Origin of the sequence: Streptomyces sp. SID12501, from assembly GCF_010550245.1 — a bacterium.
Lineage (GTDB): Bacteria > Actinomycetota > Actinomycetes > Streptomycetales > Streptomycetaceae > Streptomyces.
The window spans coordinates 18332-31406 of record NZ_JAAGLU010000031.1 but is presented as its reverse complement, the minus strand read 5'-3'; the positions used below and the strand labels follow the sequence as shown (position 1 = coordinate 31406).

General features: G+C 70.7%; 13 protein-coding genes. 6 read left to right on the top strand and 7 right to left on the bottom strand.

The window, feature by feature from the left end:
* Positions 1-101: 101 nt before the first annotated feature.
* The 3 genes from G3I71_RS32030 to G3I71_RS32020 all read left to right on the top strand — a co-directional run bounded on the left by G3I71_RS32030 (position 102) and on the right by G3I71_RS32020 (position 3089).
* A complete protein-coding gene (locus G3I71_RS32030) occupies positions 102-368 on the top strand; it encodes a protealysin inhibitor emfourin (RefSeq protein WP_164320101.1) in 267 nt (88 codons plus the stop codon).
* A 79-nt stretch (positions 369-447) separates the two neighbouring features.
* On the top strand, positions 448-1809 hold the full coding sequence (locus G3I71_RS32025) for a GH1 family beta-glucosidase (RefSeq protein ID WP_164320099.1): 1362 nt from the start codon (positions 448-450) through the stop codon (positions 1807-1809).
* On the top strand, positions 1806-3089 hold the full coding sequence (locus G3I71_RS32020) for an MFS transporter (protein WP_164320098.1): 1284 nt from the start codon (positions 1806-1808) through the stop codon (positions 3087-3089). Before G3I71_RS32025 ends, G3I71_RS32020 begins: the two co-directional genes overlap by 4 nt.
* A gap of 12 nt (positions 3090-3101) precedes the next feature.
* Here the strand turns inward: G3I71_RS32020 and G3I71_RS32015 are convergent, their stop codons facing one another.
* The gene (locus G3I71_RS32015) at positions 3102-3956 is read right to left on the bottom strand and encodes an NAD(P)-dependent oxidoreductase (protein WP_164320096.1); all 855 of its coding nucleotides are present in this window, start codon (positions 3954-3956) and stop codon (positions 3102-3104) included.
* Between the two features lie 122 nt (positions 3957-4078).
* Here G3I71_RS32015 and G3I71_RS32010 point away from each other — a divergent pair, with 122 nt between their 5' ends.
* On the top strand, positions 4079-4927 hold the full coding sequence (locus G3I71_RS32010) for a helix-turn-helix transcriptional regulator (RefSeq protein WP_164320095.1): 849 nt from the start codon (positions 4079-4081) through the stop codon (positions 4925-4927).
* A 25-nt stretch (positions 4928-4952) separates the two neighbouring features.
* Here G3I71_RS32010 and G3I71_RS32005 read toward each other — a convergent pair whose 3' ends face one another.
* Positions 4953-5870: an aminoglycoside phosphotransferase family protein gene (locus G3I71_RS32005; protein ID WP_164320093.1), complete on the bottom strand. Its 918-nt coding sequence runs from the start codon at positions 5868-5870 to the stop codon at positions 4953-4955.
* Between the two features lie 253 nt (positions 5871-6123).
* The gene (era, locus tag G3I71_RS32000) at positions 6124-7107 is read right to left on the bottom strand and encodes a GTPase Era (RefSeq protein WP_203731928.1); all 984 of its coding nucleotides are present in this window, start codon (positions 7105-7107) and stop codon (positions 6124-6126) included.
* A 281-nt stretch (positions 7108-7388) separates the two neighbouring features.
* Here era and G3I71_RS31995 point away from each other — a divergent pair, with 281 nt between their 5' ends.
* Both G3I71_RS31995 and G3I71_RS31990 read left to right on the top strand, forming a co-directional pair.
* Positions 7389-8717, top strand: coding sequence for an ammonium transporter (locus G3I71_RS31995; protein ID WP_164320225.1), 1329 nt, complete (start codon positions 7389-7391; stop codon positions 8715-8717).
* Positions 8714-9052 (top strand): P-II family nitrogen regulator, encoded by a 339-nt coding sequence (locus G3I71_RS31990; protein ID WP_164320090.1) that lies wholly within the window; start codon positions 8714-8716, stop codon positions 9050-9052. Before G3I71_RS31995 ends, G3I71_RS31990 begins: the two co-directional genes overlap by 4 nt.
* On the opposite strand, the gene G3I71_RS31985 is transcribed toward G3I71_RS31990, so the two are convergent.
* The 4 genes from G3I71_RS31985 to G3I71_RS31970 all read right to left on the bottom strand — a co-directional run bounded on the left by G3I71_RS31985 (position 8946) and on the right by G3I71_RS31970 (position 12832).
* Positions 8946-9989 carry a DUF916 domain-containing protein gene (locus G3I71_RS31985; RefSeq protein ID WP_164320088.1) on the bottom strand — a complete coding sequence of 348 codons (1044 nt, stop codon included), beginning with the start codon at positions 9987-9989 and terminating at the stop codon, positions 8946-8948. The genes G3I71_RS31990 and G3I71_RS31985 overlap by 107 nt on opposite strands.
* Before the next feature lie 147 nt (positions 9990-10136).
* Complete coding sequence (locus G3I71_RS31980) at positions 10137-11468, bottom strand: beta-xylosidase (protein ID WP_164320223.1); 1332 nt, start codon at positions 11466-11468, stop codon at positions 10137-10139.
* Between the two features lie 241 nt (positions 11469-11709).
* Positions 11710-12204, bottom strand: coding sequence for a hypothetical protein (locus tag G3I71_RS31975; protein ID WP_164320086.1), 495 nt, complete (start codon positions 12202-12204; stop codon positions 11710-11712).
* Between the two features lie 268 nt (positions 12205-12472).
* On the bottom strand, positions 12473-12832 hold the full coding sequence (locus G3I71_RS31970; protein WP_164320084.1) for a cytidine deaminase: 360 nt from the start codon (positions 12830-12832) through the stop codon (positions 12473-12475).
* Positions 12833-13075 lie beyond the last annotated feature (243 nt).

The following is a 13075-nucleotide window of genomic DNA, read 5'->3' as shown; positions in this document are numbered from 1 at the left end:
GCCCCTGCCGGCCGCACTCGGCATCAGGCACCCGCATCAGGCACCCGCATCAGGGCACTCGTCACTCGTACTGGAACCGTTCTCGTACTAGACAGGAACCCATGCTTATTCAGGTGCGACGTACGGGCGGATTCGCGGGCATCGAGCGGTGCGCCGAGGTGGACACCTCGGGACTGCCCGACGCCGCCGAGTGGCACACCCTGGCCGATTCTGCGATCGCGGCCGGCGGGGGCACCCCGCCGGCCGGCGTGCCGGACGGTTTCAGCTACGAGATCACGGTGGACGGGAAGACGGTGTACTGCGCCGATCCCCGGCTCACGGAAGAGCAGCGGAAGCTGATCTCAAGGGTGTTGAAAGAAGGGGCATAACGGGTGTCCCGGGTGCCGACGGGCAGGGTGTGACCGCATCGTCACCCCGGCCCGTTGACACCCGTTACTCCCGGTACCGATGATCCGGCGCATGGCGATCAACCCGATACCCCAGTTCCCGGCCGGCTTCCTGTGGGGTGTGTCCACCTCGGCGCACCAGATCGAGGGCGCGGCGGACCAGCGCGAACAGTCCGTGTGGGACACCTTCACGGCAGAGCCCGGACGCGTGAAGGACGGCTCGACGGCGGCGGTGGCCTGCGACCACTTCCACCGCTACCCCGAGGACGTGGCCCTGCTGGCCGGCCTCGGCGTGGACGCGTACCGCTTCTCGATCTCCTGGCCCCGCGTGAACTCCCCCGGCGGCCTCGACTTCTACGACCGGCTGGTGGACGAGCTGTGCGCTGCGGGCGTACGTCCCGTCCCGACCCTCTTCCACTGGGACCTGCCGGTGACCCTGGACTGGCTGGAGCGGGACACGGCGTCCAGGTTCGCCGAGTACGTGTCCGTCGTCGCCGAGCGGCTCGGCGACCGCGTGAACAAGTGGATCACGCTCAACGAGCCCGCCGAACACACCCTGTTCGGACACGCGTTGGGCGCGCACGCACCGGGGAAGCAGCTGATGTTCGACGCGCTCCCGGCCGCCCACCACCAACTCCTCGGCCACGGACTGGCTGTACAGGCTCTCCGCGCAACCGGTGCCACCGACATCGGTATCGCCAACTCGCACGGGCCGACCTGGCCCGCGTCGCAGGAGCCGGCGGACCTGGAGGCGGCCGGGTTCTACGACCTCCTCCTCAACCGGCTGTTCGCCGACCCGATCCTCCTGGGCGAATACCCCGACGGTCTGGGCGAGTTGATGCCGGGCGACGTGGCGGCCGACCTGAAGGTGATCGCGGAGCCGCTCGACTTCTACGGCGTCAACTACTACGCGCCGACGAAGGTGGGCGCGCCGCAGGGCGCCGACATCGAGTTCGGCGGCCTGACGATCCCGGCCGAACTCCCCTTCTCCGTCCAGGAGATCGCGGACGTCCCGGTGACGGACTTCGGCTGGCCCGTCGTACCCGAGGGCCTCACGGAGCTGCTCACCACCTTCCGGGACCGTTACGGGGACCGGCTGCCGCCCGTCGTCATCACCGAGAACGGCTGCTCGTACGAGGGGCTCGACGACCAGAACCGCATCGCCTACCTGGACGGTCATGTCCGGGCACTGCACCAGGCGTTGGAGGCGGGCGTGGATGTGCGCGGCTACTTCGTGTGGTCGCTGCTGGACAACTTCGAGTGGGCGGAGGGGTATGCGCAGCGGTTCGGCCTGGTCCACGTGGACTTCGACGACCCCACCACTCTCAAGCGGACGCCCAAGGCCTCGTACGACTGGTTCAGGGGCGTCCTCCGGGCGCAGCGCGAGGAGTCGAGAGCGGGCGGGGCGGTGACTCAGGAGTGACGACGACCCAGGGCGCGGAGGGGGCGGAACGGGCCTCGGCCACGTCGGCGGCGCTCGCCGAGCCCGTGGAGCCGGTCGGGCGGGGATGGACCGCCTCGCTCTCGCTCGCCAACGGGGCGATCTGGGTGGGCTGGTTCGGGCCGCTGCAGATCCTTCTCGCCTCCCAGGCCGAGGACTTCGCGCCCGGCACCGGGATGTCGAAGGAGACCCTGCTGGCCTGGGTGGCGGGAGCGGGCGCCCTGGTGTCACTGGCGGCGAACCCGTTCTTCGGCGCGCTGTCGGACCGTACGACGTCGCGGTGGGGGCGCCGTACGCCGTGGATCGTGGCCGGCGCGGCGGGCGGTGCCCTGTCGTTGCTGCTGCTGGCGGGGGCGAGTGGGCTGTGGACGATGGTGGCGGGGTGGTGCCTGGTCCAGTTGGCCCTGAACGCGGCCTTCGCCGCCATCACCGCCGCCGTCCCGGACCGCGTCCCCAGGCTTCAACGGGGCTCCGTGGGCGGCTGGTTGGGGGTCGCGCAGATCCTCGGCGTGGTCGGCGGGACGGGGCTGGCGACGGCGGTGGGCGGGGTGGGCGCGGGCTATGCGGCGTGCGCGGCGTTCACTCTGCTGGGCGTGCTGCCGTACGTGCTCCGGCACAAGGATCTGCGGCTCGCGGTCGAGGAGCGGCCGGTGTGGTCCGCGCGGAGCTTCCTGACCGGGTTCTGGCTGAGCCCGCGCCGCTATCCGGACCTGGGCTGGGCATGGCTGACCCGTTTCCTGATCAACCTGAGCAACGCGCTGGTACTGCTGTACCTCCTGTACTACCTGCGTGACCGCCTCGACTACTCCGACCCCGAGCAGGGTGTCCTGATCCTGACGGCGGTGTACAGCGTGACGCTGATGGCCACGGTCGTCGTCAGCGGGGTCTGGTCGGACCGGGTGTGCCGCCGCAAGCCGTTCGTGAAGTGGTCGGGCGTGCTGATGGCGGCGGCCACGGCGATGATGGCCGCCTGGCAGACCTGGCCGGGGGCGATCGTCGCGTCGGCGGTCCTCGGGATCGGCTTCGGTGTGTTCACGTCGGTCGACTTCGCCCTGATGACGGACGTGCTGCCGAAGGCACTGGACCGGGGCAAGGACCTGGGCGTCATCAACGTGGCCAACGCCCTGCCCCAGGTGATGGCACCGGCCCTCGCTGCACCGATCGTGACGTATCTGGGCGGGTACCCGGTGCTGTACCTGGTGTCCGCGGTGATCGGGCTGGCGGGGGCGGTGCTGGTGGGGCGGATCAGAGGCGTCGACTGACCGCCGGTCGACTCACAGCGCGCCGGCGTCCCGGGCCGCGTAGACGCTGGGATACAGAGGGCGGTAGCCGAGTTCCCTGCGGATGCGTTCCGTGGAGGTGATCCCGAACCACGGGTCGGGGTCGGTGTTCTCGTACAGTTCGGCGGGGACCTCCACCCCGTTGAGCTGGTGGAGTTCGACCGCCGTGACGGGGGCGTAGTCACCGATGTTGTAGATCCGGCCGGCGATGCCCGGGGCGTGCAGGATGCGGAGCAGACCCTGGGCGACGTCCGCGTGGTGCCCCATCTGCAGCCGCTGCGCCGCCGCCCAGCGCGCGGCCCACATCAGCGACTGGGCCAGGTGCGGATCGCCCTCGCCGTAGACGAAGGGGAGCCGGCCGACGCGTACGTCCAGACCCTCCAGCGCGAGCAGTTCCCGTTCGGCCGCCGCCTTCGACTCGTTGTAGGCGCCCCACATCTGGCCGCCGGGCCGGCTCTCGTCCTCCTCGACGAGCGGGCGGCCTCGCCCGACGCCGTACACCATCCCGGTGCTGACCTGCACGAAGCGCCGTACGCCGGAGGTCAGCGCCGCCCGTCCCAGTTCGACGGCCGCGTCCCGGTTGACGGCCCGCGCCTCCTCGTCCGGCACCCCGCGGAAGGAGGCCGCGACGTTCACGACCGCGTCCACCCCGGCGACCGCCTTGCCGAGCGCCTCCGTGTCACGCAGGTCCCCGACCACGACCTCGGCGCCCAGCTCGGCGAACCGCTCCCCGCGGGCCGCGTCACGCACCAGGACCCGCACCCGCTCCCCCGCCCGGCTCTGCGCCAGCAGCCTCGGCACGAAGCGCCGGCCGACCTGTCCCGTCGTACCCGTCACCAGTGTCAGCATGATCTTCTCCTTCGGTCTGGTGCCACCACTGTCCGGCGGAGCCGTCGGGCGCGGGAGAGACCCGTCGATCAGGGGATCAGGAGTCCCTGGATAAGCCGGGCGGGCGGCGACATCCTGGAGGGGTGAACCGAGCCGAACTCGCCGACTTCCTGCGCCATGGGCGTGCCCGCCTGGAGCCCTCGGCGGTGGGCCTCGCGCCCGGCGCCCGCCGTCGTACGCCCGGTCTGCGCCGCGAGGAGGTGGCGGCGCTCGCCGGTATGTCGGTGGACTACTACACGCGCCTGGAGCAGGCCCGGGGCCCGCACCCGTCCCGCCAGATGCTGACCGCCCTGGCCCGGGCCCTGCGCCTCACCGACGACGAACGGGACCATCTCTTCCACCTGGCGGGCGAGGAACCTCCCCGGCGTGTGAGCGGGTCCGGGCATGTGCGGCCGGGGCTGCTGCTGATCCTCGACCGGCTGCACGACACCCCGGCGGCGGTGGTGACCGACTGCGGTGATGTCCTGGCGCAGAACGCGATGGCGAGCGCGTTGTCGGGCGACGTGTCGGCCCGTCCGTCACGGGACCGGAACCTCGTACGCCGTTTCTTCACGGACCCGGCCGCCCGTGCGCTGTTCCCACCGGAGGACTTCGCCGAGCACGCGCGCTCCCACGTGGCGAACCTGCGGGCGGTCGCCGCGGCCCGTCCCGACGATCCCGTGCCGGGCGCTCTGGTGGCCGAACTACGGGCGGCCAGTGCGGAGTTCGCCCGCTTGTGGGAGTCGCACGAGGTGGCGGTACGGCGGGCCTCGACGAAGCGGTTCGTGCACCCCGTGGTGGGGCTGCTGGAACTGGACTGCGAGATCATGCTGGCCCCCGACCACCGCCAGCTGCTGATCGTGCACACGGCCCGGCCGGGGACGGAGTCGTACGAACGGCTGCGGTTGCTGCGGGTGGTGGGGGTGCAGGACCTGTCGCCGAGTGGCGGGTGAGGTGGGCCGGACGGAGTGGGCCGTGTCAGTGGCCGACCGTCGCGACGAGGCGTTCCAGCGCGGCCTGTGCGGGTGGGCCCCAGGTGGGTTTGCCTCCGGGGCGGCCCTGGACGCCTGCCTCGCCGATGAGGATGCCGCTGAGGGCGCGCAGCACCGCCCAGCCGCGGGCGCGGCGCAGGGTCGCCGGGTCCAGGGCCGGCCGATAGGCGCCGTGGAAGCGATCGATGGCACCGTCCGGCAGCAGTATCCACGGGGCGGCGAGGTCGCAGGCCGGGTCGCCCGCGCAGAGATCGCCGAAGTCGACCACGCCGCAGAAGGTGCCGTCCGTGGTGAGGACGTTGGCCGGATGCAGGTCGCCGTGCAGCCACATGGGCGGCCCCGTCCAGACGGGCGCCGCGACGGCGTCCTCCCAGACGGTGTGGACGGCGTCCGGGTCGGGGATCAGCCCCGACTCGGTGGCCGAGGCGATCTGTTGGGCGAACTGCTCGACGTAGTCGGTCAGCGGCCCTCCACGGCCACGGCCTGGCGGCGCCTCCTCGGGGGCGGGCCGGTGAAGAGCGGTCAGAAACGCGGCCAGGGTGTCGGCCGCCTCCGCGGCGCGGGTGGCGGGGGCGGGGGCGGGGGCCTCGCCCGGCACCCAGGTGGTGACGATCCAGGGCCGCGGAAACCGCTCGGAGGGCTCACCGAGGCGCTGCGGGACGGGGACTTGGAGAGGAAGGGCCGGGGCGAGCGTCGGCAGCCAGGCATGCTCCTTGAGCAACAACTCGTCCGCGGAGAGCGTCGCCCAGGGCAGCCGCACGGCGAGGTCGGCGCCGAGCCGCCACAACTGGTTGTCCCAGCCACGCGCACCGAGCCGCAAAGGTCGATCGGCCAGGTCGGGGTACTGGTCACGCAGCAGATCCCGGATCAGCTCCGCGGTGATCTCGATCTCGGTGTGAGTCATGCGGAGCCACGGTAGCCGGGCGGAGGGCGAGAGCCGGTGCCGCCCAGCCGGCATCGAGGGTTCAAGGGCGCCCGGCAGCCGGCTACTGGACGCAGAGGGCCAACTGAAGCGCTCCCGACCGCACTTGGGCAGCGGGAGCTGATACCGGCTTCTCCGACGCCGGGCGCGCTGAAAACGCGGGCCGGCACCGAGGAATTCGAGGGTGCCCGGCAAACAGTCTGGAAACGGGCGGGCCGACGGGAAAGGAAACCCCTCAGAACCCCAGCTTCCGCAGCTGACGAGGATCCCGCTGCCAGTCCTTCGCGACCTTCACGTGGAGGTCCAGGAAGACCGGCGTACCCAGCAGCGCCTCGATCTGCTTGCGGCTCTTGATGCCGACGTCCTTCAGGCGCTTGCCCTTCGGGCCGATGATGATGCCCTTCTGGCTGGGCCGCTCGATGTAGACGAACGCGTGGATGTCGAGGAGCGGCTTGTCGGCGGGGCGGTCCTCGCGGGGGATCATCTCCTCGACCACGACCGCGATCGAGTGGGGAAGCTCGTCGCGTACGCCCTCCAGCGCGGCCTCCCGGATCAGCTCCGCGATCATGACCTGCTCCGGCTCGTCCGTGAGGTCACCCTCCGGATAGAGCGCCGGGCCCTCGGGCAGCAGCGGGACGAGCAGGTCGGCGAGCAGGCCCACCTGCTGGTCGGCGACCGCCGAGACCGGCACGATCTCGGCCCACTCGAAGCCGAGCTCCCGGCCGAGCTGGTCGATCGCGATGAGCTGTTCGGCCAGTGCCCTGCCCTCGACCAGGTCGGTCTTCGTCACGATCGCGATCTTCGGCGTCTTCTTGATCGCCGCCAGTTCCTTCGCGATGAAACGGTCACCGGGGCCGAGCTTCTCGTTCGCCGGAAGGCAGAAGCCGATGACGTCCACCTCGGCCCACGTCGTACGCACCACGTCGTTCAGGCGTTCGCCCAGCAGTGTGCGCGGCTTGTGCAGCCCCGGGGTGTCGACCAGGATCAGCTGCGCGTCCGGGCGGTGCACGATGCCCCGCACCGTGTGCCGCGTCGTCTGCGGCTGGTCCGCGGTGATCGCCACCTTCTGGCCGACCAGAGCGTTCGTGAGGGTGGACTTGCCCGCGTTGGGGCGGCCCACGAAGCAGGCGAAGCCGGCGCGGTGCGCGGCCGGGACCTCGGTCGGAACGGTCGGCTCGGTCGGCTCGGATGACGGGGTACGAACACTCATGGCGCCCATTGTCCCTGATCCATGGAGACCCATCGCACGCCGAGCCCCCGCCAGGGCTCTCCAGCCGCCCTTCGTTGGCACTTCCACGGCACTTCCACGGCTCTTCGGCAGCACTGCGGCAGCCCTTCACCGGATCTCCGTGAGCTTCCGGAAACTCCCTCGCAACACGAAACGCGCCGGAAACACCCCCGTACGGAACCCGAAACGCGCAGCGGTGACCCTCTGACGAGCCCCCGCCCCCCGTTGGAGAGACCGGAGACACCGTGCCCACCGCGCCCACCGAGATCACCGTGAACCTGGCCGCCGCCACCGCTGCCCGGATCGACACCGGCGACACCGCCTGGCTGCTCGCCGCCACCGCCCTCGTACTCCTCATGACCCCGGGCCTGGCCCTCTTCTACGGCGGCATGGTCCGTACGAAGAGCGTGCTCAACATGCTGATGATGAGTTTCGTGTCGATCGCCCTGGTCACGGTGGTGTGGCTGGCCGCCGGCTACTCCCTCGCCTTCGGGGACGACATCGGCGGCGGGCTGATCGGCGGACTGGAGCACGCGGGCATGTCGGGGATCGGCCCCGACAGTGTCCAGGGCACCGTCCCCACCCTCCTCTTCGCCACCTTCCAGCTCACCTTCGCGATCATCACCGCCGCCCTGGTCAGCGGCGCGGTCGCCGACCGGGCGAAGTTCGGGGCGTGGCTGGTCTTCGTGCCGGTGTGGGCGCTGCTCGTATACGTTCCCGTCGCCCACTGGGTGTGGGGCCCGGGCGGCTGGATTCTCGAGCATCTCGGCGCCCTCGACTTCGCCGGTGGCCTGCCCGTCGAGATCACCTCCGGCGCCTCCGGGCTCGCCCTCTGCCTGGTCCTCGGCCCGCGCCTCGGGTTCAGGAAGGACGCCATGCGGCCGCACAACCTGCCACTCGTGGTGCTGGGCGCCGGTCTGCTCTGGTTCGGCTGGTTCGGGTTCAACGCCGGGTCCGCGCTCGGCGCCAACGGGCTGGCCGCCGCCGTCTTCCTCAACACCCTCGCCGCCGGCTGCACCGGCCTCCTGGGCTGGCTCTTCGTCGAGCAGCGCCGCGACGGTCATCCCACGACCCTGGGCGCGGCCTCCGGCGCGGTCGCCGGACTGGTGGCCGTCACGCCCTCCTGCGGGTCGGTCTCGCTCCTCGGCGCGCTGGTCGTGGGGCTCGCCGCCGGTGTCGTCTGCTCGTACGCCGTCGGGTGGAAGTTCCGGTTCGGATACGACGACTCGCTCGACGTCGTCGGCGTCCACCTGGTCGGCGGAGTGATCGGCACCCTGCTGATCGGCGTCTTCGCCGCCGAGTCCATGACCGGCGGGGCCGAGGGGCTGTTGTACGGGGGCGGGCTCGGGCAGCTCGGCCGGCAGGCGGTCGCCGTGGCGGCCGTGGGCGCGTACGCCTTCACCGTCACGTACGGCATCGGAAAGGTGATCGACCGGATCATGGGGTTCCGGGCGAGCGAGGACGAGGAGCACACCGGTCTCGACCTTACGGTGCACGCCGAGACGGCATACGATCACGGCGTCCTGGGCCAAGGCGCCCTGGTCTCGTCCGCCGCACACTCCTCCCGCTCCTCCGCGCAGAAGGCCGACAGCCAGTCATGAAGCTCATCACCGCGATCGTCAAGCCGTACCGCCTCGACGAGGTCAAGACCGCGCTCCAGGAAGTCGGTGTGCACGGTCTGACCGTGACCGAGGCCAGCGGGTACGGGCGTCAGCGCGGGCACACCGAGGTGTACCGCGGCGCCGAGTACCAGGTCGACCTCGTCCCCAAGGTCCGTATCGAGGTCGTCGTCGACGACGCGGACGCCGAGACCGCCATCGAGGCGATCGTCAAGGCCGCACGGACGGGGAAGATCGGGGACGGGAAGGTGTGGGCTCTTCCGGTGGAGACGGTGGTGCGGGTTCGGACGGGCGAGCGCGGTCCTGACGCGCTCTGAACCATCTGACCCCCAGTACGGACCCCACCGCGCCGAACACCACGACCACCACCGCCATGAGCCACGGAAGCGCGAAGAAGGACACGCTCGCCGACTCCCGGGTGTCCTTGGCGGACGCCGTCAACGTGACGTCTCCCCAGTCGAGTTGGGGTGCGTCCTGCCAGGGTTCGGTGAGCCGGACCCGTTGGCCGGGCAGCAGCTCGGAGGGGATCCTGGTGAGGTCGCGGGCGAGCAGCGTACGGCCGAACAGGCCCTGTGCCCGCACCTCCACCCGGGGGTCGAGGGTGACGTTCCCGGTGTTGTGGAGGGTGTAGGAGATCGTGGCGGTGCTGTCGCCGATGCCGGGTACGAGGGGCTGGTGGTGGCTGATCCGGACCCGCTCGACGGCGATGGCGGAGACGGCGGGCCCGTTCACCCGCAGATAGATCCGCGCTCCGACCGCCCGCTGCACCCCGAGTGCCAGTGAGCCGTCGCCCGCGTCGATCCGTTCGTCGAGAGCGACCAACGCGCCCACGTGGTCACCGGGTTCGGCCCGTTCGGGCACCCGGAGAGTGAAGGGGACGGTGACCGACCTGTGCGGGGGCACGGTGACCCGGGCCTTCGCGGGCCGCGCCCAGGCGCCGACGCCGCGCTGTTTCTCTTTGAGGGTGCGTACCGCGAACCCGCCGTCGCGGACGGTGTTGTAGGCGTCGGCCGCGTACAGCCGGAACGTGAGCGGCTTGCCGGTCTTGTTGGCGACGGTGACCTTGTCCTGGACCGTCGTACCGGGATCGGCGGAGAGGTAGAAGTACGGGCGCTGTGCCACGACGGAGGCGATGGGGAAGACCGACCAGCTGCCGTTGTCGGCGGCCCGGGCGGGGACGGACGTCAGAAGTGACGTGCCGAGCGCTGCCAGCAGCAGCATGGGGAGCGCGAGAAGGACGTACGGCTTACGCATGGGTGCGGACCCCCACGGAAGAGGTAGGTGGGCGGGCGGGTGCGCGCCCGGCCACCGGATGACCAACAGCCTTACAGGTGCAGGTTGTTCAGGTGCAGGTCGTTCGGATGAGCGTGTTCTGAAGAGCGTTGTCCGGACGGACGCCGCTCAGGTGAGGGTGAGGGTGAGTACGCCGGAGTACGAACCCGGCGGGGTGAACGCCGGTACGTCCAGCGACAGTTCGGAGTTGACGGTGAACTCACCGCCGGTGACCGTTCCGGCGGGTGCGGAGGCCAGGGTGGCTCCCGTACCGCCCACCACACCGGGGGAACCGGCCTGGCAGGTGCTGGGACTTCCGGCCTTGGTGGTGCAGGCCGGGGTCCAACTGAGCTTGCCGGCATCGATCTTGGCGCCGGGTCCGGTGAAGTCGGTGACCTTGCCTGTCAGGGACCAGCCCGCGGGTCCGCCGCGGAAGTCCTTGACGGTCACTGTCTGCAGATCACCCTTCGAGGGCCCGCCCGTGCCGAAGTCGACTGCCTTCAGCTTGACGGCGTCCCCGGCCTGGGTCATGGACAGGAGCCCGGCGTTGACGGTGGTGGTGAGCTTCTGGCTGTTGTCGGGAATGGGCGTGTCGTCGATGACGACGTAGGCGGCCGGGCCGGCACCCTTGGTGTCGCTCCACGCGCTGCCCTCGTACGCCACGACCCCGGTCGTCGTCTTGTCGCTGACGGCGAGGGTGCCGCTGAAGGCGCCCTGGGAGTCGGCGGTCACGGTCGCGGTGTCGGCGGTCTGGGTGGCCCCGGACCGGCCGGCGAGTGTGACCGTGGCACCGGCGGTGAAGTTGGCGCCGTTCACGGTGACGTTGGCCCCGGGTGCTCCGGAGGCCGAACCCAGTGTGATGGCACGGGTGTTGGTCTGGGTCCCGTCCGTCGCCGTGATCGTCTCGGAGACGGGCGCGGGCGGGGTGATGACCGTGCACGGGGTGTCCAGCTCAAGGATGTAGCTGGTGTGGATGTTGTAGTCGCTGGGCGAGAGAGTGATCGTGCCGGGCGCGGTGACCGTGAAGGTGCCGGTCATCTCGAAGCCCGGGAAGGCTCCCTTGCCGGGCACGGGGTCGTTCTTCTTCGGCCCCGCGACGGTGATGTCGCCGGTCTGTGCTCCGCCCAGGGTGACCTTTCCGCTGGGTGTCATGATGTCGGCGGGCAGTGCGAGATCGGTGGGATTGCTCGCGGCCGGCTTGACCACCGCGTACGTCACGGTGACGGTGTCGCCGACCTTGGGCGTGGCGTTGTCCACCGTGATCTGCGCGGTGGTGGTGCCGTCGATCGCCGGAAGACCCGCGATCGGCGGCGGTACGCAGTGCGTGGCGAAGTCCACGGCGGCGGACGCCGTGGCGACTGCTCCGGCCGGGACGGCCAGCGCACCGCCCGCGGCGACCGCGAGTGCGGTCGCCCCGAGCAGCGCGACCAGACGTCGTCGTCTTCGACCGGTCGAACCCATGGATGCCGTGTTGGCCATGGTTGCCCCCTCTGAGGGATGCGGGCGCAGCGGCTCGTCTGCGCCGACAGGGGGCCATTGATGTGCAGGCTGTGTGAGAAGTCAATGCAATCCGACGGAAAAACGCGTAATCACAGCAAGTGACCTGACGACCCATCAGTTCACGATGGCAAAGGCCGACGCCGCCGCGGAGCGGGCGACGCCGGCCGTTTCACCTGAGGTGGTGCGGGGAGGCGGGCCGTCCCTAGAAGACGAACGGTCCCGGTGACTGGTTTCCGGTCGGGGTACAGGTCACGGTGATGCCGAAGAGCACCATCTTGAGGGTGCCGCCACCCGCTTCGAGGCTGTCACCGGAGGCGACGGTGCCGGTCAGCGGGCCGACGGTGACCGTGGCACCGGTGGCCGTGGCCGGGTTCTTGGTGCCGGTGAAGGCCGTGGTACCGCCGCTGGCCTTCGCCAGGGTCAGCGTGGAGACGATCGAGTCGGCGGCGAGAGGGAGCGGGGCAGCGATGTTCGAGCTGACGGTGATCGTGGCCGAGGTGCCGTCCTGTACGGCGGTGAGAGTTGTCGCACCACCGCCGAACAGACCGCAGCTGTAGGTGATGGTCGCGGTGGTGGGGGTGACGGCCGCGGCGGCCGGCGCGAAGGCCAGACCGGCGACGGCGAGCGAGCCCGCCGCGAGTACCGCACCGATACCGAGCCGCCTGCGCGCAGGCCGGCGTACTGTAGTGCTTTTCATCGATCGGATTCCCTTCCCTGGTACGGGAATTGCCATGTGGGGAATTGCGATGTGGGGGGTACGGCGGCCGGGTGCGGTCAGCCGCGGGGCGGGTGCGGGGCGCCGCGCGGTGGAATCTGACGGTCCGTCGGAAGAACGGGTTCCATTGAGGCGTGGGTTGCTCGCGATTGCAAGAGACGCTCTGCGAGTTCTTCCGGGGCGCGGCGAAAGTGGCCGAAGATCGACCCTCGTCCCAGCGCCCGGACTCATCTCACCCGGCGGACACCGTTCAGCCCGCGGACACCGTCACCCGCACCACGCCGTCCGGCGCGGCCACGTGCACCGGGGTCGCGGGCCCACCCAGATCCCGTACGACCGCCAGGTCCCCCGCCGATACGCCCTCGGCACCGGTCACAACCGCCGCCGCCTCCAGCGACTTCGCCCCTGACGCCACCGCCATGGCCACCGCCGTCTGCAGCGCGCTCAGCTTCAGCGAGTCGAGGTCGACCGTGCCGGCGACATACGTACGTCCGGTCTCGTCCCGTACGGCTGCCCCCTCGGGGACGCCGTTGCGGGCCCGGGCGGAGCGGGCCAGGGTGACGATCTTGCGGTCCTCGGGATCGAGGTCGGGCGCGCTGCTGTCGGTCATGCCATGAGCATACTTACGCGGTTTGTCCCCTGCTGAGGCCGCCTGAGGCTTCATGACACAAGGAAGTCACACAAGAACAGGTATCAGGTACCGGCGATCAGGGCATGACCCAGGAACCGCGAGCCATGAGGAGGCGTTATGAACCGCCAGACCCGCATCCGCGTCATTCGTCGGCCCAGCGCTCCTTCGCCCCGCGACCTCCCCATCGACCGCAGGACGCCCTCGGGCCGCATCCTGCCGTAC